This window comes from Paenibacillus phocaeensis (assembly GCF_900021165.1).
GTDB classification, from domain to species: Bacteria; Bacillota; Bacilli; order Paenibacillales; family Paenibacillaceae; genus Fontibacillus; species Fontibacillus phocaensis.
Genome location: NZ_FCOQ01000006.1, coordinates 48,014 through 74,773 on the forward strand (window position 1 = coordinate 48,014; position 26,760 = coordinate 74,773).

The following is a 26,760-nucleotide window of genomic DNA, read 5'->3' on the forward strand; positions in this document are numbered from 1 at the left end:
ATTTTCGGGCATGCCCGCTCCTATCTATATCGGTAAATAACATGACGATTTTCATAAGGCGTTTGGAACTTCCTGTTGATTGGCCCCTCTTTCGGAGGGTGAAGCAGCCGATAACCTCTGAAATCCGGGAGATGAAACCTGTGCGCGAGCAGGAAATTCGCCCCCCTCTCATCAGACCCATCTTAAAAAATAAATATTTCAAAAATTAAGCAATCGCTTTCAAGTCGTCAAACCCTTGCGGGGAGCCGATTCTGACGTTTTGGGGAGTTGTTTTATGTCACACATTATGTGATTAATTTCACATTAACACCTATTTTTATATGCTAAAATTCGATCGAACAAAGGTTTTGGGACTCCCGATCCCTTATAAAACCAGCATTTCCTAAGGTTTCTCCCACCTGATTTCCGTTATTAAAATGTCTTCACATTTTAATATATATTTCACACTGGAGGTCTCTATCATGAAAAAAGCTTCAATTATTCTTAGCAGTGCCCTGCTGCTTGGTGTATTGGCCGGCTGCGGGTCGAGCAACGACGCCAATAGCGCAAACAAGACGGAACCGGCAAACAATGCGGCAGCAACCAACGAAACGAACACCGGCAGCAACAACGCCGCAGCCGAACAAGGCAAATATCAAGACGGCGTGTACTATGCCCAAGGGGAAGTGGATAAGGAGTCCGGTTGGCAATCTTACGTGACGTTGACGGTTTCCGGCGGCAAGATTACGGATGCCAAGTGGAACGCGCTGAGCGAGAAAGCACCGGTCGACAAAGTGACTTATTCCAAAGAGGGCAAATACGGCATGAAAGCCGGCGGCGCTTCTTCCGAATGGCATGAGCAAGCGGAGAAAGTTGAGCAATTCCTGATCGAGAAACAGGATCCTAAAGCCGTAACTTTGAATGATGAGGGCAAAACCGATGCAATTGCCGGTGTCTCTGTCCATGTAAGTGAATTCTTTAACTTGGCGGATCAAGCGCTTGCTGCCGGACCGGTTGAAGCGGGCCCTTACAAAGACGGCACTTATCATGCCGAAGGAGCAGCCTTCGACGAGCATTCGGGTTGGAAGGATACCGTTGATGTCGTTGTAGCGGCAGGCAAAATCGTCAAAGTGAACTTCAGCGGCGTCAACGACAAAGGCGAAGACAAGAAACAAGCTTCGATCGACGGCAAATACGGCATGAAAGCCGGCGGCGCGCAAGCTGAATGGCACGAAGAAGCCGCTAAAGCCGAAGCTTACCTCGTTGAGAAGCAAGATCCGGCAGCCGTAACGTTTAATGATGAAGGCAAAACCGACGCGATCGCCGGTGCAACGATTACCTTGAAGCCACATTTCGAACTGGTTGCTAAGGCACTTGAACAAGCGAAATAATCGCTGATTACCACCCACCCTAAAATGAGAAGGTGAATCTCTTGAAGAAAATCGTAGTTTTGGGCGGCGGTTATGGCGGTGTTGTGACTTCCAAGCATCTGGCCAAACTGTTTAAGAAAGACAAGGACGTGGAGATCCAACTGATTGACCGGAACCCCTACCACACCCTGCTGACCGAGCTGCATGAGGTCGCGGCTAACCGGGCGCCGGAAGATTCGGTCAAGATCGAACTGAAGAAGATTTTTGCCGGACAAAAAGTCGACGTGGTATTAGATTCCATCGATCATATTGATTTTACCGCCAAAGAGCTTCGTTCCGAGCAATCAACCTATAAATACGATTACCTCGTAATCGGTACCGGCTGTAAACCGACGTTCTTCGGGATCCCGGGCGCGGAGGAGCATGCGCTGACGCTCTGGTCCTATGAAGATGCGGTGCGTTTGAAGGAGCAGGTTCGCGGCAAATTCAGCGAAGCGGCCAAGGTTCGAAATCCGGCCAAACGCCGCAAAATGCTGTCCTTCGTCGTTGTAGGCGCCGGCTTTACCGGCGTGGAATTGGTTGGCGAATTGGCCGAATTCCGCGACGAGCTGTGCAAAGAGTTCTTTATCGATCCGAGCGAGGTTCGGCTGGTTGTTGCCGATATGGCTCCGAAGATCCTGCCGATCCTGCCGGATAAACTGATCGGGAAGGCAGCAAAACGCCTGCACAAGATGAACGTAGAGATCATTACGAGCGCCAAGATCACCGGCGTAACGCCAACCAGCGTCCAGCTCGGCGAAGGCCAAGAGCTGGAAGCCGACACGATCGTCTGGACGGCGGGCGTTGAAGGCTCCGAGCTCGTCGGCAAGCTTGATGTGAAGCAGGAAGGCCGCAAACGGATCGTCACCAACGATAAGCTGCAAAGCATCGATCACGATGACGTCTATGTCGTCGGCGACAACATCTTCTTCATTCCGGAAGGCGAGACCCGTCCGGTACCGCAGATGGTTGAAAATGCCGAGCAAGCCGGTCCGCTGATCGCGCACAACATTCATGCGGACATTCACGGCAAACCGAAGAAGTCTTATAAACCGGGCTTCCACGGAACCATGGTATGTATCGGCAGCCGCTACGGGGTAGCGAATGTCGGTCTGCCGAACAAAATGTTTATGCTGAGCGGCTTCCTGGCCATGTTCAGCAAGCACTTGATCAATATGTACTACCTGTTCACCGTGGCTGGTTTCGCCAAAGTCTGGACTTATATGATGCACGAGTTCTTCCATGTGAACAATCGCAGAAGCTTCGTTGGCGGTCATTTCGCGAAGCGCTCGCCGAACTTCTGGCTCCTGCCGCTTCGGATCTTCGTCGGCTACAAATGGCTGGAAGAAGGCCTCGACAAGCTGCCGAAAGTTTGGAAGAATCCTTCGAACATCTTCTTGATCCCGGCTTCTCCGAATGCCGACGTTGTCTCGGCAGCCAGTGAAGCCGCTGGCGAAGTGGCGAAAACCGTGGATGCCCAAGCGGCAGCCTCGGCTGTAGAAAGCGCCTCGACGGCGGTTACCGCCTTGCCGGTGCCCGGATTTATCAAATCGATCGTTGGCTGGTTCATGGATGTGTTCTTCTACACTTCCGACGGCGGATACACCGCTCTGGCTACCGTGTTCCAATTCTTCATGGTCTTCGCGGAAATCGCGCTTGGCGTCATGATCATTGTTGGCCTCTTCACCGCGGTTGCTTCGGCAGCCACCGTGGCGCTGGGCGTTATGATCTGGTCCTCCAGCATGGCTTCGTCGGAAATGCTGTGGTACATGACTGCAGGCGTCGCGCTGATCGGCGGATCCGGCAGCACGTTTGGCCTGGATTACTACGTACTTCCTTGGCTCAAGAAACAATGGAAACGAATCCCGCTGGTGCGAAGATGGTATCTCTACACGGAATAAACAACTGCTCTTTATGAACCTTGAACCGGAGTAATGTGCGCCCGGCGCACATTACTCTCCTTTTTCTCCTTATGCCGAAATCGGTGTCAGGGTCCCTGCAAGCCTGCCTGCTTTTAGGTGCAAGTTCAAAAAGTCAGGTTTTGCGTTCTTGCTTCGTGATCGAGAGATGACTTTTTTTGAACTACCTCGTTAAGGAGTGTTGTCCTTATGCATCATCCTAAGCTCATCCATGACGCTTACCGCTTATTGCAGAGCGAACTGTCGCCCGAGTCCGGCATCAAGATCGACTTGCCCTATGAAGAAGCAACGAAGCTGGCATCTATACTGGAGCCATACGACATGACGCCCCTACGCCAGTGCCAACAGTTATCCATTTACATCGCAATCAAGCTCGCTCTTCAGCGCCACGGCGAATGCAGCGCCCTCGCCCCCGGCGAGACGTTGACCCGCAAGGTGTTGGACGGCGACTATCTATACAGCCTTTATGTCGAACTTTGCTTGAAATGGGAAGAATATGACCTGCTTGCACACCTTGCCCCGATGATTAAGCAACTGCAGATCCAACGCGCCGAGGGGCGCTCCGAGGACGATCGCTTGCTCAAAGCCTGGGAATGGTTCCTGCAGCTCGAGAATACCCGCAGCACCGCCACCAAGGCGATGTAAGGGGCGCGCGCGGCTGTCTACCGCCGACATACCGCAAGCGTCGAATACGTAAAGCCGCCAACTCACATCCAGGGAGGGATCGCCATGAAGCTTGAAGAATCGCTGAACATCTCGTTAAAGACGGTCGATCGGGAAATTGAGAACATGGTGAAATACGACCGTGACGTCCCCCGCTCCTCCCAGCTTGCCAAGAGCATTGTGGAATTGGTTCGTTCGGGCGGCAAGCGGGTTCGTCCCCTGATGGTCATCGTGGGCAGCCGCTTTGGCCCCGCTCCTGATGCGAAGAAGGTATGGCGGCTTGCCGCAGCCGCGGAATTCATCCACGCGGCCTCCCTGATCCATGACGACATCATCGACGATTCCCCCATGAGGCGCGGCCAGACCGCAATGCATATCAAGCTGGGCGTCAGCGGCGCGCTGCATATTGGCAATTATATGTCCGCCCGGGTCATCGAGTTGATCTCCGTGTACTCCGCGGAACGGGAGAAATTCGTATACGATCTCTCCTCTCTGGCTACAACGAAGCTCTGTCTAGGGGAGTACCAGCAGTTGGCTCACCTGTTCGACTACGACGTCACGATCGCCGAATACTTGGAGAAGTCGAAGAACAAAACGGCGCAGTTGATGGCGACCTGCCTGCAAATCGGCGCGAAGGCCGCCGGCGCGGACGCGGAAACGGCCGAACTGCTGTACGCCTTCGGCGAGAAGCTCGGCATGTCGTTCCAAATCCGCGACGACGTGCTCGATTTTACCCAATCGGCGGAGAAGCTGGGCAAGCCGGCCGGCAGCGACCTGCGCGGCGGCCAAGTGACGCTCCCTGTCCTGTTCGCCCTGCAGGACGAGGCGCTGGCACCGTCGATCCGGGCGATTGCGGCGGACAGCCCCGCTGCGAAGGTCGACGCCGTCGTAGCGGCGATCCAAGCGAGCGGCGCGCTGGAGCAAACCGAAGCGCTCAGCCGCCGGTATCTTGGCGAAGCGCAAGATATCATCAACCGGCTGAGCCATTACCCGGCGCATCGCGATCTGCAGGCGCTGCTGGAGTATTTTGGCGGGCGGGAGAAGTAAAGAAGAACGAAAAGCGCGAACCTCAGGGGCCTGACGCCCTGGAGATTCACGCTTTTTTTTGCGTCTATAACCAGGCTCAGGCTCCGGAAGACATCCGGTAGAGCTGGAAACTGGAGGTAGAACCCGACGCTGACATAGGCCAAAGCCAGGATGATCGTAAACACGCCCATTGGCGGCAGGCCAAGCCGACAGGGTTACGGTCACCCGCGCCAGCGCTCGTCCGAAAGTATCTTGCAGGTTGTCCGCCCCTATACTGTCCGTTCGCCTGCTCCGGCGTATAACGGGTAAAGGAGCTTTGCGTTGCTTAGCGTTGCGGACATTCGCGCCATTTCCCCGAATCTCCAGATCCCTTGCCGACCTGGTCGTGCGAAGGGATTATTGATTTTTGCGATCGGAAGAAGTCAAGAAAAACTAAACAAATTTCCATGATTTTCCGATAAATCGATTAGGAATATATCGGACAGGGGGTTACGTTTCTATGCGAATAACACCTATGAGTCAGAACCTAAGAAATTCCAATACGCTGCATCAAGTGGTTTCCCTGCTGAATGAACGGATGCAGCAGAACGACCGCGGTACCGAGCAGGAACTGCTCACCAGGAAACGGGCATTGGCCGAGGCGACAAAGGCCGAGCCGAAGCAAAACAGCCCGACAGGAGGAACGGTAAGTGTAGGTGCCTCTGATTTACACCGGGCGATCTCCACCTACGATCACTTATTAAACGGACTGGAGCCGGTCGAGAAGTATATCGCGGTGCTGGATAAGCGTGAGCAAGCTTTGCAGGAAGCCCGAAACAACCCGCAAGCGAGCGCGGAAGAACTGGAAATGCTCGAACAACGTGTGAGTGTGGTCAAATTACGCATCCAGGATCAGGTGAACCTGATGACTGATTTTTATGGCAAATTCTATCTCAGCGTAAGTCGTCTGAATCAGCAGGCTCCCCTGCTGCCGCCGGGATACGAATCTCTGTCCGCCCAAGCGTTGGGATGGAGTCATCTGTCGGAGCAAAGCGCTGCCGAGATCGGCGAGTTGTACGGGCGCACCGTTACGGAACTGTCCGACTATAAGACGCAGCTTGAACAAAAAGCCGGGATCGTCTCCTCCCCACGCGGCAACGCAGGGGATCGTCACTCGCAACAATGGCAGGAGGAAATTGAGGAACTGGATCGTTCCCTCCTGCCGGTTTCAAAGGTGTTTGACTCGTTTGAAGTGGACTATTCCCAACATATTGACATCCGCTTCTAGTTGATCGGATCGGCCTTGAAGCAAAACCCCGCTCCTTGGGTTAGGGCGGGGTTTTTGACATATGCATAGATCGGCTGGAAGAGATCTGTTCACCGTAGGAAATAATCTCCAAGGGTAAAAAACAGGATCACCATGCTGATCACCTGATTCAAATTGTAGGAGGCCACGTTCATGCGTTTCCGGTTCGACGGCTTGATGATTTTGTGCTCCGTCATCAACAGCAGGATGGCCAGGAGGATTCCCGCGATATACAATCCCCCCAGGTGGCGGATCGGGATTAACGCGATCAGAAGCACGACCATGATGAAATGCAGGCCGGCTGCGATGCGCAGGCCGTTCTTTAGACCAAACGCACTGGGGATCGACCAGAGGCCGTGGCTGCGGTCAAACTCGATATCCTGCGAACCGTAGATAATGTCGAACCCGGCAATCCACAACATGACGATCGTGCCGAGAATAAAAGGCGTAAATGCAAACTGTCCGGTGACCGCGAACCAGGCGCCGATTGGAGCGGAAGCGATCGTAAAGCCCAGGTACAAGTGGCTGAGATACGTAAACCGCTTGGTGTATGAATAGGACGAGATCAGGAAGATGGCGACCGGCGACAGGATCAGGCACAACGGATTCAACATCCCCGCAGCAAAAATAAAGATCGCGTAGTTGACCGCAACGAACACCAGCACCTCCTTCGACTCCAACAGCTTCCGCGGCAAGTGGCGATGCGCGGTGCGCGGGTTCTGCGCATCAAAGACGCGGTCGACCACGCGGTTAAAGGCGTTCGCCCCGTTGCGGGCGCCGATCAGGGCGATCAGCCCCCACAGCATCACGCGCCACGACGGGAATCCCTCCGCCGCCCAAATCATGGAGATGATCGCGAAGGGCAGCGAAAACAAAGTATGCGAAAACATCACCAATTCGCTGTACAACCGGATTTTGGTGCCGATTTTACGGGCTACTTCCATGGGATGGTCACTCTCCTTCCAAAGCATTCTGCATGGCGCCGCAGCGCTGCGGCGCCATGGCACCCCGGCCTAATAGGCGCCCACACGCCGCCAGATCCAAAATAGCGGTAAAAAATACTGCTATTTGCCGGGAAACCGCCGGTTTGGCTGAAATAGCGGTATTTTATACTCCTATTTCGCCTTCCTCCGCGTTTTCATCGGGCTTTGACCGCAAATAGAGGTACTTTGTACCGCTATTTAGGGAGCCGAGGGCGGGAGCAAGCGAAATAAGGGAATGATTTACCGCTATTGGACTTGGGGGGCCGGCCAAGCAGCCGTTGCACCGCCTCGTAACCGACGGCCAAGCGCTCGCGGCACGCGGGGCAGGCACCCCGGCGGCCGTTGGCGGTTACGGGGCCGGCTGGATGGCCGGTTCAGCGAGCGGCTCAGCCGGGCCCCGTTGCGGTGGCGGCGACCCGCCGCGCCAGCGGTTACGGCTGCTCGGCGGCTGACGCTACGCCAGCGCCGCCAGCACGGCCTCGAGCGCGTCCAGCATGCCGCGCACGTCGTCCTCGGCGATGACCAGCGGCGGCTGGAAGGCCAGAACGTTGCGGTTTACGCCGTTCTTGCCGATGATATAGCCGCGGTCCAGCATCGCCTCCAGCACGTCGTCGGTGAGTCGCGCGCCGCGCTCAGGCTCCTCGGCGCAAAGCTCCGCGCCGAGCATCAGCCCCGCGCCGCGCACCTCGGAGACGTGCTGTGGGAACCGCGCGGCGAGGCGCGTCAAGCCGCCGCGCAGCAGCTCGCCGAGGCGCTCGGCCCGCTCGGGCAGGCGATGCGCCTCGATGTAGTCCAGGACCGCGAGCGCGGTCACGGACGAGACGGGGTTGCCGCCGAACGTGGAGGCGGATGGCCGGTTCAGGCTGGCCGCGATCTCATCGGTGGTGGCGAAGCCCGCCACCGGGATGCCGCTGCCCAGCGCTTTGGCCATCGTCAGGATGTCCGGCGTGACGCCGTACCGGTCCATGGCGAACATCCGGCCCGTCCGGCCGAACCCGGTCTGAATCTCATCGGCGATCAGCAGCACGCCGTGCTGCGTAAGCAGCCGCTTCACTTCAGCAAAATACCAGTCCGCCGGCGCGACGATGCCGGCGTTGCCCTGGATCGGCTCGGCGATCATCGCGGCGATGGTATCGCCTTTCTCCGCCAGCGCCGCCTCCAACGCCGCGAGGGAGCGGCGAGCCGCCTCATCGGCGCTTAGCCCCCGCTCGTACGGCCGGGGAATAAACGTGACGTCGGCGTCGTGGGCCAGCTGTGGATCGGTCCGCCACATCTGGAGCCCGGTCACGCTCATCGTCAGATAGGTCCGGCCGTGCAGCCCTTGCTCCAGCGCCAGGAATCCCCGCCGCCCCGTATGCATGCGGGCCAGCAGCAGGGCGCCTTCATTCGCCTCCGAGCCGCTGTTCACGAAGAAGGTCCGGCGCAGGTCGCCCGGCAGCACGCCAGCCAACCGCTCCGCCAAATCTACGTTAGGCTGCGTTAAATAAATCGTGCACGTATGCTGCAACGTCCGCAGCTGCTCGGCTGTTCGCTCGGCGATTTCCGGGTTGCAATGGCCGCTCGCCACCACCGACACGCCGGCAAAAAAGTCGGTATACCGCTTCCCGTCATGCCCATACAAATATTGCATTTCCCCCTTCACCAACTGCGGCGGATTCCGATAAAAGTGACTGGTGCAAGGGTAAAAATACTGTCCACGCTTCTTCAACACTTCTTCCGGTCCGATATAGCTTTGCATATCCCTTCGCTCCTTTTCCGCCGTTAGGCTTGGCTTGCCGCGACTTCCGCCTGCGTGCGGGCAGACGTCTCCCCAGCAGATTCACTAGCTGCATCTTCAGTTGCCAGGCCTCCCTCATCAACAACCGAGGTTTCCGCCCCGGCACCGGCTGCCCCGCTGGCGCTGCCGCCGTCAAACTGCAGTGCGCCCAGCGTATATCCGGCATACACCGGCGTCATGCGGGCAAACTGCTCCCCGGCGGTGTCCGGATGAGCCAGTGCCGCCTTGTAGGCGCGTATGATCTCGGCCAACTGCTCCGGCTTGTAGGTTGCGCCTTCGATGCGGAACACGGACAAGCCCGCCGCCAGCAGCTCTTTCACGACCGGCATCAGGCACAATTCCTTAGCCATCATCAGATGATTGCGGCCATGCACATCCCGATAGACGGGGTTCTCGCCTTTATCCGTTTTCAGCACCAGAATGCTGTTATCGACGTAATGGTTATCCTCCTCAGCAATCGCCTGGTACACCTCCGCATTCTCGTACAGGTCGTGCTCCATGTACATAATCGTCGGTGAGCCATGCACGATCGCCTCCAACGGTCCCGGCGCATGGGCCAGCATCCCGGCCAGATCCTTCAGCGGCAGCTCCATCGATGCCGTTAATCGGCCCACTCCCAGCCCGCGGTAAAAATCCGCCGACAACGGATTATATACGTTCAGGTTGAAGTCGCCCACCATGGGGTAACCTGCCCCGGCAAACCTGCGGATCGCCCCCAGATTGGTGACCAACAAGCCGTCGATCGGCAGCCGCTCGCCGTGCAGCAATCCTTCATAGAGATCAAAATGCTGCTCCGTCATCATCCGAGGCAAACCGAGATACAGCTTGGCTTCGCCTTTCATTGCCGCCAGTTCCTTGAGGTCAGCCTTCGTAAACGGCCGATCCGGCTCGAAAACGTCGCCGGACAGGTAGAGATGGTCGGCTCCTGCTGCCAATGCGGCTCTGGCTTGCGCCATATTGTTCACATGCACGGAAACACCGGCGTTCATGCCACTTCCCTGCGGGTTCCCCTTCTCTTGACCGGCGACGACAGCGAGCGCCTCCCGGATCGCCTCCACGCGCTTCTCGCCAAGCTCCCGCTCCTCTGTCGGCGTGCTGAACACTTTGCCCGTGCTATAGAATTTGCCCGTCCCCTCATACCGCCGGTTGATGTTGGACAACCCCGGCCGGCCAAACGCGTACCCGGTTGAGAAATCGCGTTTGCGGTTTTCATACAGCAGCTTCGTGTCACGGCTTCGGTCAAAGCCAACCGGATCGTCGATATAGCGATCAATCGCATCGCCGTAAGCCTTCACGAGCATGACCACGAATGCGGCGTCGCGCATGCGCCCTTCGATCTTGAAGGAGGTGATGCCGCCGTGGATCAGCTCCGGGATATGCTCGTACATGAACATGTCTTTAACAGCCAGCGGGTATTCCGCCGGATAGACATTGCCGTCTTTTTTCACACGGTAATCCCAGCGGCACGGCTTCAGGCATTTCCCTCGGTTGCTGCTCATGCCGAAAACCATAGAGCTGAAGTAACAGTTAGCTCCATGCACCGAACACATATCTCCATGCACAAAATACTCCAGCTCCATGCCGGTCGCTTGCTGCAGATACCGGGTTGTCATCAGGTCCATCTCGCGCGACGTAACGACCCGGGTCACCCCCAGCTCTTGCAAGGCACGAACCATTTCCACGTTATGCACGTTCATCATGACTGAGGAATGTACCTTGAGGTTAAGCCCCATTTCCCGGATCAGCGACAGAACGGCGAAATCCTGAACGATGATCGCATCGGGACCCGCCGATTCCAAAAATCGTAAATACGCCTTCGCCTCGTCCAGCTCACCTTCATTCAGCAGATTGTTGACGGTGACGTAGACTTTTTTGCCGAGACCGTGCGCAATCCGGACCGCCTCCGTCATTTCCTCCAAGCTAAAATTGAACCCTTTGCGCATCAAGCGCATATTCAGGCTGGGTCCCCCGAAATACACCGCATCGCAGTTCTCTCCAATAACTTGCTTGAAAATTTCGAACGTTCCCGTGGGCGCAAGCAGCTCGACTTCTCTCCCATTAAAAAAACGTGCCACAGTCGTTTCCCCCTCACATGATTCAATCGCCAACCTATCAACTAGCGATCTATCCTATCCTACATCCCATCCAAATTTGTCTGCATCACTCTACTACCTACTGCGAAACCTGCATTTGAGGCAACCTTCCCGCGACTCTTCCGGTGGACGGAGGCCAAATGTTGCAAAAACTGCAGCATTCCGGGGACCATCCGAGCGTTCCACCCAAGAATGTTGCATAAACTTCAACATTTCAGCGCCTATCTGAACATTTCACGTAAAAATGCTGCAGAAAATGCAACATTCCTCCCCTTTCCCTCGCCTACCCTCCCAAAAAGTTGCAGAAAGTGCAACATTCCGCTGGAGAGAAGGTCCGCCAGATCGCAACGGCAGCGTTATGACGCATGGTCCCCTTACAACGGCGGGAGGCAGCGTTGTAACGCATGTTGCTGCGCGTCAGCGCAAAGCCCAACGTTGCGAGGCCTTGCACATCGCAAAGCTTAGCGCAGTTACGCAAGTGTGCGCGCCGGGGCACTGCGCCTCGATTCAAAGCAAGCGATAGCCCACGGCCGCAGCCGCCAGCAGGACATAGGACACCACGAACCAGGTGTCCCTGCTTCTCCAGGCCAGCAGGTGGTATTCCGAGCGGGGCGCGCCGATCGTATACCCCCGGGACTCCATGGACAAGACGAGCTCCTCCGCCCGGCGGAAGGCGCTGACCGTAACCGGAACGAGCAGCGAGACGAGCATGCGTCCCTTCTCCCTCCAGGGCAGCTCCTTCAGGTCCGCACCGCGGGCGGCTTGCGCTTTGAGGATTTTGTGCGTCTCGTCCAGGATCGTCGGGATGAAGCGCAGCGCAATGCTCATCATCAGCGTCAGCCGCTCGGACGAGATGCCGACCCGCCTCAGCGGCTTCAACACGCCGCTAAGGCCTTGGTTCAGCAGCCCCGGCGTTGTCGTAAACGTCAGGATCGCGGTGAAGGACACCAGCAGCCCCATGCGGAAGGCGGCGATCAGCCCGCTACTCACTCCTCCGCTGTACAGCGCCCAGGAGCCGATGCGCCAGAGCACCGCTCCCGACTCGACCGTCAAGCATTGGACGACGAAGATAAATACCATCAGGACCCAGAGCGGTTTAGCCGCCTTCAGGTAATATCTCAACGGGATTCTGGTCGACAGCATGTAGGCGACTGAGAACGCGGCGGCCAGGGCCAACGCAGGCCAGGAGCCTACGGCTACGATAGCGACCAGATACAACACCATTCCGGTCAACTTCGCCCGCGGGTCAACGGCGTGCACCCAGGAGCCGGTGTCAATGCTGCGTCCGAACAGCAGTTTATTGCGCATGTTCACCGCCTCCTCCCCGGGGAGGGCCCGCCGAGACCGCTTCTTCCTGCGGCACTGGCTCGGGACGCTCCTGCATCGACTCCCGCAACGATGCCTCCGTTGGCTCCTCCAACGGCTCCTGCACCGACTTTTTCGTTCGCTCCTGCATCGACTTCCGGCTCGACGCCTCTGTGGGTTCCTCCATCGACTCCTTCGTCCGTTCTTGCATCTGCTCCTGCATCGACTCCTTCGTCCGTTCCTGCAACGGCTCCCACTTCGACGCCTCCGTCCGCTCCTCCAACGGCTCTCGCTTCGACGCCTCCGTCCGCTTCTGCATCTCCCGCGCCAGCCGCTCAGCCAACGCCTCCGCCGTCAAGCACGGCGGCTCGCCGGTCAATCCGTATTGCGACGCCGCCCGGTTCCAGTAACGGATGCAGGCCGGGATCGCCAGCCCTTCCGCCTCCAGCCGCGCGGCCTCCCTTACCAGTTCCGCTGCGTTGCCCTGGAACGACTTGCGCCCCTCCTTCATCACGATCCACTGCTCAGCATACGGAAGGATTTCCTCCATCCGGTGCGTAACCACAATTACCGTCTTTCCCGCTTCGCGATGCAGCCGCGACAGCATTTCCGCCAATTCGGCCCGGCTTTGCGGGTCCAGCGTAGCCGTCGGTTCGTCGAGGGCGAGGACGTCCGGCTCCATCGCCAGCACCGAGGCGATCGCTACTTTACGCATCTGACCGCCGCTGAGGTGAAACGGGTTGCGGGCGAGAACCGAATCGTCCAGGCCGACCTGCGCCAATGCGCGGCGGGCTCGCTCCTTCGCTTCGGCTAAGGTGCAGCCGAAATTAAGCGGCCCGAAGCAAAGATCCTTCTCCACCGTATCCTCAAACAACTGTTGCTCGGGGAACTGGAAGACGAGTCCGACGCGGCGCCGAAGCTCGCGCATCGGCGGCATCTTGTCGCCCGCCTGCATCGTCATCTCCAGAACACGCACCTTGCCGCCCGTCGGCTTCAAGATGCCGTTAAAATGCTGCATTAACGTCGATTTACCCGATCCGGAAGCTCCGGCGATCCCGGCGAACACCCCGTCCGCCAGGTATAGGTCGACCTCCTCCAGCGCGGGCTGGCGCCATAAGCTGCGCTCATCATAAGCAAAGCTGACCCGCTCGAATTGAATGGCCATCAGAGATCCACCTCCCCTTTGCCGTCCATTCCCCAGCCCGCAGGAACGGGCACTCCCCGCCGCTCCAACTCCTGCTGCAGCCGGATTCGGTACGGAGCGATTAACCGGCAAGCGGCAAGCCGCGCCTCGTCGCGAAACAGCTCGCCCGGCGTCAGGTCGGCGGCTACCGTCCCGCCGCCCAGCACGATGGCCCGGTCAGACGCCAGGATCTCATCGGCATCATGCGTGATCGACACCATCGTGTAGCGACCGCTTTGCTTCATTTCCCGCAGAATGGCGAGCAGCTCGCCGCGCGCTTTCTCATCCAGCATCGAAGAAGCCTCGTCGAAGATCACGATGCCCGGTTCCATCGCCAATATCGAAGCGACGGCCACCCGCTGTTTCTGCCCCCCCGACAGCTCGGAGGGGGATTTGGACAGCAGATGGCCGATTTGCAGTTTATCCGCGTACTCCCGCACGCGATGCACCATTTCCTCCCTTGGCAGATTCCGCCCCTCCAGGCCAAAGGCGATATCCTCCTCCACGGTGGCGCCGATAAATTGATTGTCCGGGTTTTGGAACACCATCCCGATCCGCGGACGCAGCCGCTGAACGGTGCTCCGGTCAAGCGGAGTTCCTTCCACGTAAATCGCACCGCCGTTTACAGCCATCAGACCGCCCAGCAGCTTCGCCAGCGTGGATTTACCGCAGCCGTTTGGCCCAACCAGCGATACCCAGCTACCCGAAGGGATGCTCAGCGTGATCTCGTGAAGCACGGGATGCGCCGGGTGATACGCGAAGGACACCTTCTGAAGTTCGTAAGCCAATCCGGTTTCACCCATTTCTCTCTCCCCCTTAAGGAATGCGAAGTACGAGGCCCTCCGGCTTAAGCCGCTTCCGCCAAGAAACCTTCAAATAAAGACAGCTTTGACAATGCGGGGATCAAATACTTTACAGCAATCCCAACCGCGATCCCGGTCAGAACCCCCATAATCAACAGCATCGGCAAATAATAGAAGATATTCGTCGTATTGAAATACAGCGCAGCCGCCGTCAACTGCCCGATATTGTGGGCAATCCCCCCAACGATGCTGATCCCGATCACGCTGAGCCGCTTCCGGCCAATCAGAAGCAAGAACCACATCGCTGCAAAGCTGAACAATGCCCCCATAATACTGAAGAGGAAGCTAGAAAAAGTCCCGAAGATAAATGCGGTCAGCAACGTTTTCAGTACCACCATCATCAAGGCATCGCGGGCCCGCAAAAAATAGAGACAGGTCAGCACCATAATATTGGCTAGCCCCAGCTTCGCCCCAGGTACGCTCATGTTCACCGGAATCGCGGATTCCACCAGACTAAGCACCACCGCTACCGCGGCAAATATCGCCACGATCACCGTTCTCTTCAACATTAAATTAGACGATTCATTTAACGAGCGCATCGACATCCTCTCCTCCTCCCGTAGATACCACTTCGACCATCAATTTATGTGGAAGGCAGACGATCGTCCCGCCGTTTCGGTCGATGAATCCGAAGGTCAGGCACACTTTGTCCGGGCAATCGGCGTCGATCATCTCAATACCGTAATCATGCACCTTCAAAATATTGCTGCCGTACTCCGTTTCGATGTCCACAGTCTGTTCCTCCCCGGTCAACTGAACCGTTTTGAACAGCTTCCCGTCAACCGTGATTCTCGCTACCCGTTCTCCATTGTTGTGATTGTTTTCACTTGAATCGTCAAGCCATCTCGGAACCAAGAACACTAAAGCGACGGCAACGATTAAGCCGATCAACAGGATATCTCCGCGTTTCATGGCAAACTCCCTTATTTTTTGATTATATAAATCTTAGATGAACTCATTATACATGGTGCCTCCCGAACTTCAGTGTGACAAATATCTCACCCCCATGTCCTTTCCCTGGTTTTCACAAAATCATCACTTTGAAAGGGATTTTATGGATAAGTATTGCATTTTTAAATTATTCAAAGTATAATTAAAAATTAGTTGTTATAACCACGTTGCAGTTCCTCAAAAGATTATAACTCTCCTTATACCATTCCGGTATGAAATTCCTATTTGAATGACCCAATAAAAGTAAGAATTTTGACGATTTTCTGATTCACACTGGCGCGGTCATCGGAGCCGCAAGGACAAATGAGAGGTAGGGCTTTTGTTGTTTTAGAAACAGGCAGTATGTTGTAGTCGAAGCAGGAACACCGGCCAGTCTTCACGTGTACATGAAGGCTTGGATAACAATACGAAGCGGGCATTGGCGCGAATAGCCGATGCCTGTTTTGCTTACACTAATATTGTCTTTCCAAACAAAACCAAAGGGGTGTGTAAAATGCGCGAAGGTTTGATTCCTACCGTTCTTGGAGCTGTAGTATCCGCTTCGGCCGCATCACTGCTTGGAAGCAAGTATAAGCTTGCCGCTACCGGCGTGCTGGGTTTCGGGTTAGCCCATATCGTACTGGGCACCATTGACTTGATCGAGCACCGATAGCTTCCGTTTGGGAGACGGACGACCCGGGGCGCATGCTCCGGGTTTTTTTACATTCCTCTGATCTGCCTCCAACAAAAATGGGGTTAAATTCATTATCTTCGAGCGGAAATATGCAGAGGATGGTCAGCGATGCGCTTCAGCGATCGTCTCGCGAAGCTCTCGAATATCCAGCATGGGAGACCGCCCGTACATCCGAGCGTATTCCCTGCTGAATTGGGAAGGGCTCTCGTAACCGACGCGAAAAGCCGCATCGGCGGCCAGCATCCCTTCCGTCAGCATGAACCGGCGCGCTTCCTGCAAGCGCACGGTTTTCTGATATTGCAACGGGCTCAGGGAGGTGACGCGTTTAAAGTGTTTATGAAATGCCGAGGTGCTCATATGAACAGACTCCGCCAGTTGATCAACGGCCAGCGGGCTGTCGTATTCCCGATTGATTTGTTGAATCGCTTTGGCGATCCTTTGGGCATGGCTTCCTATTCTCGCAAATTGACGGACTAATGCGCCTTGTTCGCCTTGAAGCACGCGATACAGGATTTCACGAATCACAAGCGGCGAAAGAACCGGAATATCCTCAGGCGTATCCAAGAGCTCCAGGAGCCTCACAACGGCTTGGAGCAACGCCGGCGATAACGGATTGACCGCGATCCCTCTGCTCGCTTCTGCCCTCTCCGGCCGCTGAGGTTCTTCCATCTCTTTGACGATGTCCAGAACGACATCCGTGTCGAAGCTGAGCTTTAACGCCAGGTAGGGCACCTCCGGCGATGCCTCGACAATACGGCCGATCATCGGCAGTTCAACGGAAACGACCAGGTAGGTCGAGGGATCATACCGATAAATATCATCCGCCAAAGTGGTCGTCTTTGCCCCTTGGGCCACAATGCAAATCGACGGCTGTTGCACCGATTCCAACGGTTCCGAAGCCTTCGTTGCATGCCGCAAGGTTAAGGCGGGAACGGCTGTCGAATACAAGCCGTCGGCCGGGGCATGACGCCGGATGAGCCCGGCCAATTGCTGCAGGGACGGTTCCAACTTCCCCGTTTCGTTCATTGGGCATCTCTCCCTCTCGCATCACTACAGTATTCCCTTTATCATAACCAGGCCGAAGAGAATTAGGCAAGAATTAAACAGTTCCGTTCTAACGGACTGAACCGGTCCTCCCTTATGATGAAGAAGCAAGGCTGAGCAAGATCCTCAAGATCAGCCAAATCTCGGACCTAAGGAGCGAACAAATATGAATTTAGTTGAAAAGGTTGCTATTGTTACCGGAGCATCGCGGGGGATCGGCCGACAAATCGCCGTTCAATTGGCGCAGAGCGGAGCCAAAGTAGTCGTTAATTACACCTCGAATCGGGAGAAAGCCGATGAAGTGGTCAAGACAATCGAACAAGCCGGCGGCACGGCCGCGTCCATCCGCGCGGATGTCAGCAAGGTCAGCGAAGTCGAAGCTTTATTTGCCGAGACCCTTGAACTCTTCGGGCGTGTGGACATTCTGGTCAACAATGCCGGTATCCTGGAATATACCGCGATTCAAGACGTAACGGAGGAGTTGTTCGATCGACATTTTGCCATTAATGTCAAGGGGACCTATTTTGCTTGTCAACAAGCGATGAAGTATATGGCTGCCGGAGGAACCATCGTCAATCTATCTACTTCCGTCTCGGGCGCCATGCTGCCAACGTACAGCGTTTACGCCGCAACCAAGGGTGCGGTAGAGCAGCTCACGCGCCAATTGGCCAAAGAATTCGGTCCACGGGATATCATCATTAACTGCATCGCGCCCGGGCAAGTGGCTACCGAGCTGTTCCTAAACGGGAAATCGGAGGATTTGATTGACTCTTATCGCCGTATGAATGCCTTCGGACGCTTGGGTGAACCGGAAGATATCGCGAACGCGATCGAGCTCCTTGTTAGCGACAAAGCCCGTTGGATTACGGGACAGACCCTCCGCGTCAATGGTGGATTTAATTAATCCAGGAAAAAGCAAATCCCCCTCCGGCAGCCGGAGGGGGATTCAGGCGTTCTGCACCTCCGACGCTGGGGAGGTTCCCTGCTTCTAAACAAAAAAACGCGGCCCCCGAAATCCTCGGAGACCACGTTACGCTTGCCTTATTAAGATGCTGGTGAAGGGATTCGAACCCCCGACCTACGCATTACGAATGCGTTGCTCTACCAGCTGAGCTACACCAGCAGGTTCGTTTTTAGCGAACAAAATTTATTATACCCCGATTTCAAAATAATGCAAGCGTAAATGTCGGGGAAATCGGAGGATCATAATTTCTCGCGAACGGAGCGCAGCTTCTGCTCGGAGGAGCTCGCTTTGTCCCGGCGGTCATCGATCTTGATCGACGTCGATACGCGGCCGGTGCCCGATTGGAACGGCGCTTCGTGGATGGCGCGAATGGCGGCGAACACGTCGTCCAGCGGCCCTTCGAGAATCGTGCTCATCGAGGTGAGGGTAAAGGTGATGCCCGGCTGCTTCTCCAGCACCCGATGCAATTCGGCGACATAAGCGCTCAGGCTGGTGCTTCCCGTTCCGATCGGAATGACGGTCACTTCGGCGATAGCCATATTGGTCCCTTCTTTCCTGATATGGATTTGGATTAGGATAAACCCCATAGACTTGGTTTTCCTCCTATACGTATTCTACCCGTCCTTGCTCTTGAAGATCAACCACCAACCGCGTCATGGAGTTTGTTGCAGAGGCCTGGCTTCTAACGGAACACAGCGCCCTTATTCACTCGTTTCCCGGCGATTTCCCACTGTAACGGAACTCAGAGACCCTATTGGCCCCTTTTGGCGGAGATCCGGCTGCTTTTCCCCGGAATAAGGTCCCCTGGTTCCGTTAGAAATCAAGACAGCCCCAATACGAACAAATAGCGGCTTGAGGTTCCGTTAAACCATGCCGTTTGTCCAGACGCAACCTCCATATCGATCTTCCTAGTTCCTCAGCCCCATTTAAAAATGTTCACAATTGGCCTCCGTCCCCCGCTCTCCGCATCACTACGCGGACCGGAGATTTTCATGTGGTTTTCAGTCCTTTTTCAACACAAATCCACCGTTTACAAACACAACATCTTGGGCTATTCTTAGATCATCGCAACAAAATATAGTGTGAACGGGTGATCCGGCGGACAAGCCGCCGGACCTTAAAAGGGAAGTGCGGTGCAAGTCCGCTGCGGTCCCGCCACTGTAATCGGTAGCTAGGCGCTAGAGGCGAAGAGTTCCATCGTGTCGTCTTTTAGGCCCAGCCGTTCGACTGACTTCTATGCCACTGCGGCTTGATTCATCAGCTGCGGGAAGGCGTCAGCAACGCCCCGAAAGCCAGGAGACCTGCCCGTTTGGAAGACACCGACGGAAAACCTGCGAGGAACAGGGATGGTGTCCGCTTGCCGCTGAACCCTAGGGCTGTTGTTGTTCTGCCCATCTATCGACGTATGCAGCGCATTCGGGCATGTCCACCCTCGTCGGGTTGGACATGCTTTTTATATGAAATAAAAGCTCAGTTTATGGGGAGGAGAACTTTGTTATGGCATTGCTAAACCAAACGTATACCGACCGGGACACCTTGCTGGATGAAGTCATTCAATTAGGTGAGGAAATCGTGCACAGCCGCAATCTCGAGGTGCTGCGCGAGAACGCCAATTTGAACGGAGAGAGCTTCTCCGGCAAGATGAGTAAATTCGGAAGCGAGTATGCCAAATGGTACGCAAACCATTTCGTGATGCCAGCCCGTTTGGTGCAAGCGATCCAGGACAATATCGTCTACGTTCACGACCTGGACCAATACGCCATCGGTACAACCAATTGCATCTTTATCCCTTTCGATAAGCTGCTTCGCGAAGGCTTCAATACTGGAAACGGCAGCGTACGCCCGCCTACCTCGATCATGACGGCGATGGCGCTGGTGGCGATTATTTTCCAGTCCCAGCAAAACTCCCAATACGGCGGCGTATCCGCAAACAAATTGGACTTCGATCTCGCCCCGTACGTTGCCAAATCGTTCGCAAAGTATTTCCGCAAAGGGCTGGATTACTTCGAGGAAGGCATCGCAAGCGCCGAGCTGGGCGACATCACGATGAGCCGCAGCGATCTGCGTGAGCAATATCCGAGAACTTTTAAATATGCGCTGAAGGAAACCGAAAGCGAAACCCTGCAGGCCGCGGAGAGCCTGATCCATAATCTGAACACGATGTCGAGCCGGGCCGGCGGGCAAATCCCGTTCACCAGCATCAACTACGGCACGTGCACCTCACCGGAAGGGCAACTGGTCATCAGCTCCCTGCTTACCGCAACGATGCGCGGGCTGGGCAGCGGGGAAACACCGATTTTTCCGATCCAGATCTTCAAATGCAAGCAAGGCATTAACCAGAACCCGGGAGAGCCGAACTACTCCCTGTTCCTGAAGGCGGCGGAATGCTCGGCCAAACGGCTGTATCCGAACTTTGCCAACCTGGACGCCCCGCTCAATCTGATGTATTACGATCCGTCGAATCCGGATACGGAATTCGCCACCATGGGCTGCCGCACCCGCGTGCTGGCCGACCGGTTCGGACGGAATCATCTGTCCGGCAAAGGCAATCTTTCCTTTAATACGCTGAATCTCGTCAAGTTGGGTTTGGAGCATGGCATTGTACTGGGGCAACGGAAGGAAGCCGACGAACGCGGTTTCTACCGCGAGTTGACGCATTATATGGACATCGCCCTGGAAGGACTGCTGCACCGCTTCAACATCCAGGCCTCGCAGAAAGCGAAGGCTTCCGACTTCATGATGCGCGAAGGCGTCTGGGAAGGCGGCGAGAAGCTGGCGCCGGAAGACACGGTCGGCGACCTGCTGAAGCACGGCAGCTTGTCCATCGGGTTCATCGGGCTGGCCGAATGCATGAAGGCGATGTACGGGAAGCACCATGGCGAAGACGAAGCCGTGTACCGCAAGGCGTACGATCTGATCGCTTACATGCGCGATTATTGCGACCGTCAAAGCGATATCCATAACCTGAACATCACCTTGTTCGCCACTCCGGCGGAGGGGCTGTCCGGCAAGTTCACCAAGCGCGACCGCGCGGTTTACGGTCCGGTTCCCGGCGTTGTGGATCGCGAATATTACACGAATTCGTTCCATATTCCGGTCTACTATAACATCAGCGCCGCGCGTAAAATCGAGCTGGAAGCCAAGTTCCACGGGCTGTGCAACGCGGGAGCGATCTCTTACATCGAGCTGAACGGCAATGCCCGCAGCAACCCGGCGGCGTTCCTGAAAATCGTGCAGTACGCCCTGCAGCAGCAGGTCAGCTATTTCAGCATCAACCATCCAATCGACCGTTGCTCGGCCTGCGGTTTCGAAGGGATCATCGGCGCAACCTGCCCTTCCTGCGGCAGCCATGAGAACGACGTGCACATCCGCCGGCTGCGCCGGGTGACCGGGTACTTGACCGGCGACTTCCAAACGCGGTTTAACGCCGCCAAGCAAGCGGAAGTCCGCGACCGGGTCAAACACGACGTATGAAGCTTTGCGGCTATTACCCGGAATCCATTAATGAAGGCGAAGGCTTGAGGGCGGCGATTTTCATCAGCGGCTGCCGTCATTATTGCAAGGGCTGCTTCAGCCCGAAGACCTGGAACTTCGATTACGGCGAACCGTTCACCTTGGAGCGCGAAACCGAAATCATTCATGACATTAAAAATAATCCCCTGCTGAGCGGCCTATCGATCCTTGGCGGGGACCCTTTCTTCTCCGCCGCCGAGGTCAGCGGGTTTATCGACCGGCTGGTTGCCGAAACGGGGCCGGTATCGATCTGGATTTACAGCGGCTATACCTACGAAGAATTAATAGAACATCCCGGCTCGCCCGAATATGAGCTGCTGCGGCGCTGCGAGGTGCTGGTTGACGGAAGGTTCGTCGAAGAGCTTCGCGACCCTTCCCTGCTCTATCGCGGGAGCTCCAACCAGCGGCTGATCGACATTCAGCAAAGCCTCCGGCAGGGACAAGCCGTCTTATGGGAGTCCATATTCTCTTTCTAACTATAGAGATAAAAGCTGATTTTTTGAACACGAACGACAGGAGTTTCTGGTATAATTAAAAGCCTGTGACCTTCGTCACAGCCCGACAAACTTCATCACGGAGCGCAAGCAGATGGGCGCCCCCTTTTTTCACCTGTTATCTGCAATTTAAACATTCAAGATTTGCGGTAACGCCAGCATTTGCAGCAATCATTCTACTTATTTCACGAAAGCGAGGATTCATCTCATGCCCACTCTAGTGACGAAACCCAACAACCGACAGCTAGCGTTTGACGGCGAGCGCCTTGGCGTCTATGCCGACCGTGTTCTGCAAGGCTTACATAACCTCGATAAGGAACGCCTGCTGCGCGGCGTGAATGCGAAGCTCCGCCGGGATGAAGTGACCGGGGAAGAGATCAGCAACGCGTTTACGATGTCCGCCCTGGAGCTCGTCACCAAAGACGAACCGGATTGGAAATTCGCGGCCGCCCGCTCCCTGCTGACTTCCCTATATAAAAAAGCGGCGGTCAACCGCCGTTACAAAGCTTATCCCGAGGAGCCGTACGGCTCGTTCTACCATTTGATCGCCGAGCTGTGCAAGCTGGGCATCTACCGCGAGGAACTACTCGAGTGCTATACGAAGGAACAAATCGAAGAGCTGGGCCGCACGATCGACCCGTCCTGCGATTTGCTGTTCGACTATATCGGCCTGCTGACGCTCACCGAACGTTACCTCGCCACCGACTTCGACGGACGGACGATGGAGCTGCCGCAGGAGCGCTACATGGTCATCGCCATGTATCTGATGCACAAAGAGCCGGAAGAGAAACGTCTGGAACTGGTGAAGGAAGCATATTGGGCGATGAGCAACATTTATATGACCGCCGCAACCCCAACGATGTCCAATGCCGGTAAAAAGGTCGCCGGCCAGCTGTCCAGTTGCTTCATCGATACCGTCGACGACTCCCTTGAGGGCATCTTCGACTCCAATACGGACGTAGCCCGTTTGAGCAAAATGGGCGGCGGCATCGGCGTCTACCTAGGCAAGGTCCGCGCCCGCGGCTCCGATATCCGCGGCCACAAGAACACCAGCTCCGGCGTTATCCCTTGGATTCGCCAGCTGAACAACACCGCCGTCAGCGTCGACCAGCTCGGAACGCGGAAAGGCGCGATCGCGGTTTATCTGGACGTTTTTCATAAAGATATTCTCGCCTTCCTTGACCTGAAGCTGAACAACGGGGATGAGCGGATGCGCGCGCATGACGTTTTCCACGGCGTCTGCCTGCCCGACCTGTTCATGGAGGCGGTGGAAGCCCGCGGCGAATGGAATCTGTTCTGCCCGCATGAAGTGAAGAAAACGATGGGCTGGAAGGATGAAAATGGACGTCCGCTGGGTCTGGAGGACTTCTACGATGAGGAGTTCGGGAAAGGCAGCTTCCGCGAAAAATACGCCGAGGCCGTCGCCCACCCTACCCTCTCGCGCATCACGATGCCGGCGATCGATATCATGAAGCGCATTCTAAAATCGCAGCTGGAGACCGGTACGCCGTACATGTTCTACCGCGACACGGTGAACCGCGCCAATCCGAACCGCGCGCATGGGATGGTGTATTCGTCCAACCTGTGTACGGAAATTATGCAGAACCAATCGCCGACCGTCGTCGAGCAAGAGGAACTGGTGACGAAGGACGGGCAAACCCGGATCGTCGTATCCAAAATCCCGGGCGACTTCGTCGTCTGCAACCTGAACTCGATCCACCTGGCGCGCGCGGTGCCGGCCGGCGTGCTGGAACGGCTGGTGCCGATCCAGACGCGGATGCTGGACAACGTCATCGACATCAACAATATCGAAGTGCTGCAGGCGCAATACACGAACAGCCAATATCGGGCGATCGGGCTCGGCACGTTTGGTCTGCATCACCTGCTCGCGCTCGAAGGCATCCGCTGGGAGTCCAAGGAAGCCGTGGCGTACAACGATGCGCTCTATGAGAAAATCAACTACCTGCTGGTCAAATCCAGCATGGAATTGGCCAAGGAAAAAGGCAAATATCCGAAGTTCGCCGGCTCCGACTGGGAGACGGGGCATTACTTCGAAGCCCGGAACTACACGGACGGCACACGCGAAGGCAAATATGTGACGACCGAGCAATGGCGCGAGCTGCAGAAGGAAGTCCGCGAGAACGGCGTGCGCAACGCCTGGATGTTCGCGATCGCACCTAACGGATCGACCTCGATCATCGCCGGCTCCACCGCCAGCATCGATCCGCTGTACGAGCTACTCTCCTATGAGGAGAAGACGACGTACAAGATCGCCAACCCGGCGCCGGACCTGTCCGAAAAAACGATCTGGTACTACAAGACGGCGTTCCTGATCGATCAGCACTGGTCGATCGACATGGCGGGCGCCCGCCAGCGCCACGTTGACCAGGGGCAAAGCTTCAACCTGTACGTGCGGCCGGACATCAAGGCCACCGAGTTCCTGGAGCTGCACCTGCACGCCTGGAAAGCCGGGCTGAAGTCGACGTATTATGTACGGAGCCGGGCGTTGACGATTGAGGAGTGCGAATCGTGTGCATCGTGATCTCAACCCTCCCCACCCCTCCCTTACCGTAAGGGAGGGCGCCCGAGGGCCCGCTGCCCTCTGGTCTCCCGCAAACGGGGGGAACGTGGGAGTGACTGAGGCGCTCCTGCACGCTCTCCCCTGCGGGGATACGCTTAGGTTGGCTCGTGGAACGCTTTTCCCCCTTCGGGTACGTCTTACTTTGGGCGCACCCGGGTCACCTGGGAAACCGTGCTGCTCATGACTGCTGCTTTCGAGGCACCCGGGGGACGTGGGCGCCGGGAGCGCTTCTCGCCCTTCGGGCCCGCTCTACTGCGGCGCTCCTGCGGGGCGGGGACTGCGACTGTGGCGGTAAATGGTGCTGCAGCGTGCGTAACTCTCGTTGTCCCCTTCGGGGATGCACTGACTACTGGTGCAAAGATTAGTTAGTTAAAGGACGAAGGAGTAGCAAAGGCGCTTAGTAGTGCCACTGTGTGCTGGGAGGCGTTGTCCCCTTCGGGGATGCACTTGCTTCAGGTGCAAAGATTAGTTAGTTAAAGGACGAAGGAGTAGCAAAGGCGCTTAGTAGTGCCACTGTGTGCTGGGAGGCGTTGTCCCCTTCGGGGATGCACTTGCTTCAGGATCAAAGATTAGTTAGTTAAGAGACGATTGAGCGGCAGGGGCGGTTGAAATGCCACTGCGTGCTAAGAGACGCTGTCCCCTGCGGGGATGCACTTACTTTACAGAACAACAGAGCAGCAGAGGCGCTGTTTTTTAAATGCACTGCGTGCTCGGAGGCGCTGTCCCCTGCGGGGATGCGCTCACGGCTATGTAAATAAACATGCGGGGAATGGGTCAGAGGGATCCGTGAGCAACAGCGATCGTAAGAACATTTCAACCCGGCAGCCCATAAACTGCATTTCCCAGCCATCGTTTAACTTACGCCATCACATATTTAAGGAGCGAAAATCCCATGCAACTTCAAACGATTTTCAACACCGAAGCGCCGAATAAATCGACGCGGATCATCGGCGGCGAATGCTCGGGTATCCTGAACTGGAACGACATCCGCATGCCGCATATGTATAAGCTGTACAAAGTGCTGCTGCTCAACCACTGGATCGCCGACGAGATCCCGATGGCCAAAGATGCGCAGCAATTCGCCCTGCTCGATCCGGAAGAACAGCGCACGTTCAAGATCAACATCTCCTTGCTGGCGGTGCTCGACTCGATGCAAACGATGTTCGTCGGCGATGTGAAGCGTTACTTCACCGACTCCTCGCTGGAGGCGATTTCGGCGATCATCGGGCAGCAGGAAGTGGTCCACAATCAATCGTATTCTTATGTACTCTCTTCGATCGTGTCCGAACAGGAGCAGAAAGAGATTTTCGAATATTGGAAACATGATCCGGTGCTGCTGGACCGCAACAAGTTCATCTCCGACATCTATCAAAATTTCCGCAACGAACCGACGCCGCAGTCGTTTTTTGAGTCGCTAGTCGCTGATCTTATTCTTGAAGGGATTTTCTTCTACAGCACGTTTGCGTTCTTCTATAACTTGGCGCGCGATCAGAAAATGATGGGCACCAGCCAAATGATTTCGTACATCCAGCGGGATGAGAACCAGCATTGTTACTTCTTCGCCGAGGTGTTCAAGCAGTTGCTGATCGATTACCCGGAGCTGAACACGAAGGAAAACATCGATTATGCCTACCGCACGATCGACCGGGCTGTGGAGCTGGAGACGAACTGGGCACACTACACGCTAAAAAATGTAAAAGGCATCGACTTGAACGAATTGTCCGATTACATCAAGTACATCGCGAATAAACGATTGACGCTGATGGGACTGGACAAAGCGTACCAAGGCGTTGATATCAACTGCATGCCGTGGATCAAGCCGTTCTCCGATGAGGCGCTGAATGCGACGAAAACGGACTTTTTCGAGGCGAAATCCCGCAACTACGGCAAAGTTGGCGACGACAACGGGTTCGACGACCTGTAAGGACGACGCTGCTCTAGTAAGGAGGCTCTTTCGCTCTCAATGCGGAAGAGCATTTTTTTGCAAAAAAATTCGTCCCATTTAACTTCAGTTTAAAAAAACAGGATATGCTAAGATCATCTACCAAATTGGCC

At 55.9% G+C, this 26,760-nt stretch carries 21 protein-coding genes, 1 tRNA gene and 1 riboswitch; of the genes, 11 read left to right on the top strand and 11 right to left on the bottom strand.

Going from position 1 to position 26,760, the window contains the following annotated elements; translation table 11 throughout:
- The first annotated feature begins 461 nt into the window (after nt 1–461).
- The 5 genes from BN3795_RS00730 to BN3795_RS00750 all read left to right on the top strand — a co-directional run bounded on the left by BN3795_RS00730 (nt 462) and on the right by BN3795_RS00750 (nt 6,263).
- A complete protein-coding gene (locus tag BN3795_RS00730) occupies nt 462–1,370 on the top strand; it encodes an FMN-binding protein (RefSeq protein ID WP_068782838.1) in 909 nt (302 codons plus the stop codon).
- A gap of 41 nt (nt 1,371–1,411) precedes the next feature.
- Entirely contained in the window at nt 1,412–3,289 is a 1,878-nt protein-coding gene (locus tag BN3795_RS00735) for an NAD(P)/FAD-dependent oxidoreductase (RefSeq protein WP_068782839.1), read from the top strand.
- 207 nt (nt 3,290–3,496) lie between these two features.
- Entirely contained in the window at nt 3,497–3,952 is a 456-nt protein-coding gene (locus BN3795_RS00740; RefSeq protein WP_068782840.1) for a hypothetical protein, read from the top strand.
- A gap of 84 nt (nt 3,953–4,036) precedes the next feature.
- Entirely contained in the window at nt 4,037–5,017 is a 981-nt protein-coding gene (locus tag BN3795_RS00745; RefSeq protein WP_068782841.1) for a polyprenyl synthetase family protein, read from the top strand.
- Between the two features lie 478 nt (nt 5,018–5,495).
- Nucleotides 5,496–6,263, top strand: a complete 768-nt coding sequence (locus tag BN3795_RS00750; RefSeq protein WP_198524606.1) for a hypothetical protein — start codon at nt 5,496–5,498, stop codon at nt 6,261–6,263.
- A gap of 89 nt (nt 6,264–6,352) precedes the next feature.
- Here BN3795_RS00750 and BN3795_RS00755 read toward each other — a convergent pair whose 3' ends face one another.
- The 8 genes from BN3795_RS00755 to BN3795_RS00790 all read right to left on the bottom strand — a co-directional run bounded on the left by BN3795_RS00755 (nt 6,353) and on the right by BN3795_RS00790 (nt 15,397).
- Entirely contained in the window at nt 6,353–7,225 is an 873-nt protein-coding gene (locus BN3795_RS00755) for a UbiA-like polyprenyltransferase (RefSeq protein ID WP_068782843.1), read from the bottom strand.
- A gap of 493 nt (nt 7,226–7,718) precedes the next feature.
- Nucleotides 7,719–9,002: an aspartate aminotransferase family protein gene (locus BN3795_RS00760; protein WP_068782844.1), complete on the bottom strand. Its 1,284-nt coding sequence runs from the start codon at nt 9,000–9,002 to the stop codon at nt 7,719–7,721.
- A gap of 23 nt (nt 9,003–9,025) precedes the next feature.
- A complete protein-coding gene (locus tag BN3795_RS00765) occupies nt 9,026–11,116 on the bottom strand; it encodes a peptidase U32 family protein (protein WP_068782845.1) in 2,091 nt (696 codons plus the stop codon).
- A gap of 525 nt (nt 11,117–11,641) precedes the next feature.
- Nucleotides 11,642–12,442, bottom strand: a complete 801-nt coding sequence (locus BN3795_RS00770; protein WP_068782846.1) for an energy-coupling factor transporter transmembrane component T family protein — start codon at nt 12,440–12,442, stop codon at nt 11,642–11,644.
- Complete coding sequence (locus BN3795_RS00775; protein WP_232729812.1) at nt 12,432–13,604, bottom strand: energy-coupling factor transporter ATPase; 1,173 nt, start codon at nt 13,602–13,604, stop codon at nt 12,432–12,434. The genes BN3795_RS00770 and BN3795_RS00775 overlap by 11 nt, the downstream gene beginning before the upstream one ends.
- Nucleotides 13,604–14,425, bottom strand: coding sequence for an ATP-binding cassette domain-containing protein (locus BN3795_RS00780; protein WP_068782847.1), 822 nt, complete (start codon nt 14,423–14,425; stop codon nt 13,604–13,606). The genes BN3795_RS00775 and BN3795_RS00780 overlap by 1 nt, the downstream gene beginning before the upstream one ends.
- A gap of 44 nt (nt 14,426–14,469) precedes the next feature.
- Complete coding sequence (locus BN3795_RS00785) at nt 14,470–15,024, bottom strand: Gx transporter family protein (RefSeq protein ID WP_068782848.1); 555 nt, start codon at nt 15,022–15,024, stop codon at nt 14,470–14,472.
- A complete protein-coding gene (locus tag BN3795_RS00790) occupies nt 15,008–15,397 on the bottom strand; it encodes a NusG domain II-containing protein (RefSeq protein ID WP_068782849.1) in 390 nt (129 codons plus the stop codon). Before BN3795_RS00790 ends, BN3795_RS00785 begins: the two co-directional genes overlap by 17 nt.
- Before the next feature lie 532 nt (nt 15,398–15,929).
- Here BN3795_RS00790 and BN3795_RS00795 point away from each other — a divergent pair.
- Complete coding sequence (locus BN3795_RS00795; protein ID WP_068782850.1) at nt 15,930–16,088, top strand: asparagine synthase; 159 nt, start codon at nt 15,930–15,932, stop codon at nt 16,086–16,088.
- Between the two features lie 123 nt (nt 16,089–16,211).
- On the opposite strand, the gene BN3795_RS00800 is transcribed toward BN3795_RS00795, so the two are convergent.
- On the bottom strand, nt 16,212–17,135 hold the full coding sequence (locus tag BN3795_RS00800) for an AraC family transcriptional regulator (RefSeq protein WP_068782851.1): 924 nt from the start codon (nt 17,133–17,135) through the stop codon (nt 16,212–16,214).
- A gap of 184 nt (nt 17,136–17,319) precedes the next feature.
- Between BN3795_RS00800 and BN3795_RS00805 the strand changes: the two genes are divergently transcribed.
- On the top strand, nt 17,320–18,057 hold the full coding sequence (locus BN3795_RS00805; protein ID WP_068782852.1) for an SDR family oxidoreductase: 738 nt from the start codon (nt 17,320–17,322) through the stop codon (nt 18,055–18,057).
- Nucleotides 18,058–18,203: 146 nt separating this feature from the next.
- Here the strand turns inward: BN3795_RS00805 and BN3795_RS00810 are convergent.
- Nucleotides 18,204–18,276: transfer RNA gene (locus tag BN3795_RS00810), tRNA-Thr, on the bottom strand.
- Nucleotides 18,277–18,356: 80 nt separating this feature from the next.
- Nucleotides 18,357–18,656: an MTH1187 family thiamine-binding protein gene (locus tag BN3795_RS00815; RefSeq protein WP_068782965.1), complete on the bottom strand. Its 300-nt coding sequence runs from the start codon at nt 18,654–18,656 to the stop codon at nt 18,357–18,359.
- Nucleotides 18,657–19,188: 532 nt separating this feature from the next.
- Nucleotides 19,189–19,440: riboswitch (cobalamin riboswitch) on the top strand.
- 174 nt (nt 19,441–19,614) lie between these two features.
- Here BN3795_RS00815 and BN3795_RS00820 point away from each other — a divergent pair.
- The 4 genes from BN3795_RS00820 to BN3795_RS00835 all read left to right on the top strand — a co-directional run bounded on the left by BN3795_RS00820 (nt 19,615) and on the right by BN3795_RS00835 (nt 26,629).
- A complete protein-coding gene (locus BN3795_RS00820; RefSeq protein WP_068782853.1) occupies nt 19,615–21,591 on the top strand; it encodes an anaerobic ribonucleoside triphosphate reductase in 1,977 nt (658 codons plus the stop codon).
- The gene (gene nrdG / locus BN3795_RS00825; protein ID WP_068782854.1) at nt 21,588–22,106 is read left to right on the top strand and encodes an anaerobic ribonucleoside-triphosphate reductase activating protein; all 519 of its coding nucleotides are present in this window, start codon (nt 21,588–21,590) and stop codon (nt 22,104–22,106) included. Before BN3795_RS00820 ends, nrdG begins: the two co-directional genes overlap by 4 nt.
- Nucleotides 22,107–22,332: 226 nt before the next feature.
- Nucleotides 22,333–24,666, top strand: coding sequence for a ribonucleoside-diphosphate reductase subunit alpha (locus tag BN3795_RS00830; protein WP_068782855.1), 2,334 nt, complete (start codon nt 22,333–22,335; stop codon nt 24,664–24,666).
- 931 nt (nt 24,667–25,597) lie between these two features.
- Nucleotides 25,598–26,629 (top strand): ribonucleotide-diphosphate reductase subunit beta, encoded by a 1,032-nt coding sequence (locus tag BN3795_RS00835; RefSeq protein WP_068782856.1) that lies wholly within the window; start codon nt 25,598–25,600, stop codon nt 26,627–26,629.
- Nucleotides 26,630–26,760: the final 131 nt, after the last annotated feature.

What these genes read in the sequence shown, in the direction of transcription:
- BN3795_RS00730 (WP_068782838.1), top strand. Translation starts at nt 462, where the DNA reads ATGAAAAAAGCTTCAATTATTCTTAGCAGTGCCCTGCTGCTTGGTGTA.
- BN3795_RS00740 (WP_068782840.1), top strand. Translation starts at nt 3,497, where the DNA reads ATGCATCATCCTAAGCTCATCCATGACGCTTACCGCTTATTGCAGAGC.
- BN3795_RS00745 (WP_068782841.1), top strand. Translation starts at nt 4,037, where the DNA reads ATGAAGCTTGAAGAATCGCTGAACATCTCGTTAAAGACGGTCGATCGG.
- BN3795_RS00750 (WP_198524606.1), top strand. Translation starts at nt 5,496, where the DNA reads ATGCGAATAACACCTATGAGTCAGAACCTAAGAAATTCCAATACGCTG.
- BN3795_RS00755 (WP_068782843.1), bottom strand. Translation starts at nt 7,225, where the DNA reads ATGGAAGTAGCCCGTAAAATCGGCACCAAAATCCGGTTGTACAGCGAA.
- BN3795_RS00760 (WP_068782844.1), bottom strand. Translation starts at nt 9,002, where the DNA reads ATGCAAAGCTATATCGGACCGGAAGAAGTGTTGAAGAAGCGTGGACAG.
- BN3795_RS00770 (WP_068782846.1), bottom strand. Translation starts at nt 12,442, where the DNA reads ATGCGCAATAAACTGCTGTTCGGACGCAGCATTGACACCGGCTCCTGG.
- BN3795_RS00775 (WP_232729812.1), bottom strand. Translation starts at nt 13,604, where the DNA reads ATGGCCATTCAATTCGAGCGGGTCAGCTTTGCTTATGATGAGCGCAGC.
- BN3795_RS00780 (WP_068782847.1), bottom strand. Translation starts at nt 14,425, where the DNA reads ATGGGTGAAACCGGATTGGCTTACGAACTTCAGAAGGTGTCCTTCGCG.
- BN3795_RS00785 (WP_068782848.1), bottom strand. Translation starts at nt 15,024, where the DNA reads ATGCGCTCGTTAAATGAATCGTCTAATTTAATGTTGAAGAGAACGGTG.
- BN3795_RS00790 (WP_068782849.1), bottom strand. Translation starts at nt 15,397, where the DNA reads ATGAAACGCGGAGATATCCTGTTGATCGGCTTAATCGTTGCCGTCGCT.
- BN3795_RS00795 (WP_068782850.1), top strand. Translation starts at nt 15,930, where the DNA reads ATGCGCGAAGGTTTGATTCCTACCGTTCTTGGAGCTGTAGTATCCGCT.
- BN3795_RS00800 (WP_068782851.1), bottom strand. Translation starts at nt 17,135, where the DNA reads ATGAACGAAACGGGGAAGTTGGAACCGTCCCTGCAGCAATTGGCCGGG.
- BN3795_RS00805 (WP_068782852.1), top strand. Translation starts at nt 17,320, where the DNA reads ATGAATTTAGTTGAAAAGGTTGCTATTGTTACCGGAGCATCGCGGGGG.
- BN3795_RS00815 (WP_068782965.1), bottom strand. Translation starts at nt 18,656, where the DNA reads ATGGCTATCGCCGAAGTGACCGTCATTCCGATCGGAACGGGAAGCACC.
- BN3795_RS00820 (WP_068782853.1), top strand. Translation starts at nt 19,615, where the DNA reads ATGGCATTGCTAAACCAAACGTATACCGACCGGGACACCTTGCTGGAT.
- nrdG (WP_068782854.1), top strand. Translation starts at nt 21,588, where the DNA reads ATGAAGCTTTGCGGCTATTACCCGGAATCCATTAATGAAGGCGAAGGC.
- BN3795_RS00830 (WP_068782855.1), top strand. Translation starts at nt 22,333, where the DNA reads ATGCCCACTCTAGTGACGAAACCCAACAACCGACAGCTAGCGTTTGAC.
- BN3795_RS00835 (WP_068782856.1), top strand. Translation starts at nt 25,598, where the DNA reads ATGCAACTTCAAACGATTTTCAACACCGAAGCGCCGAATAAATCGACG.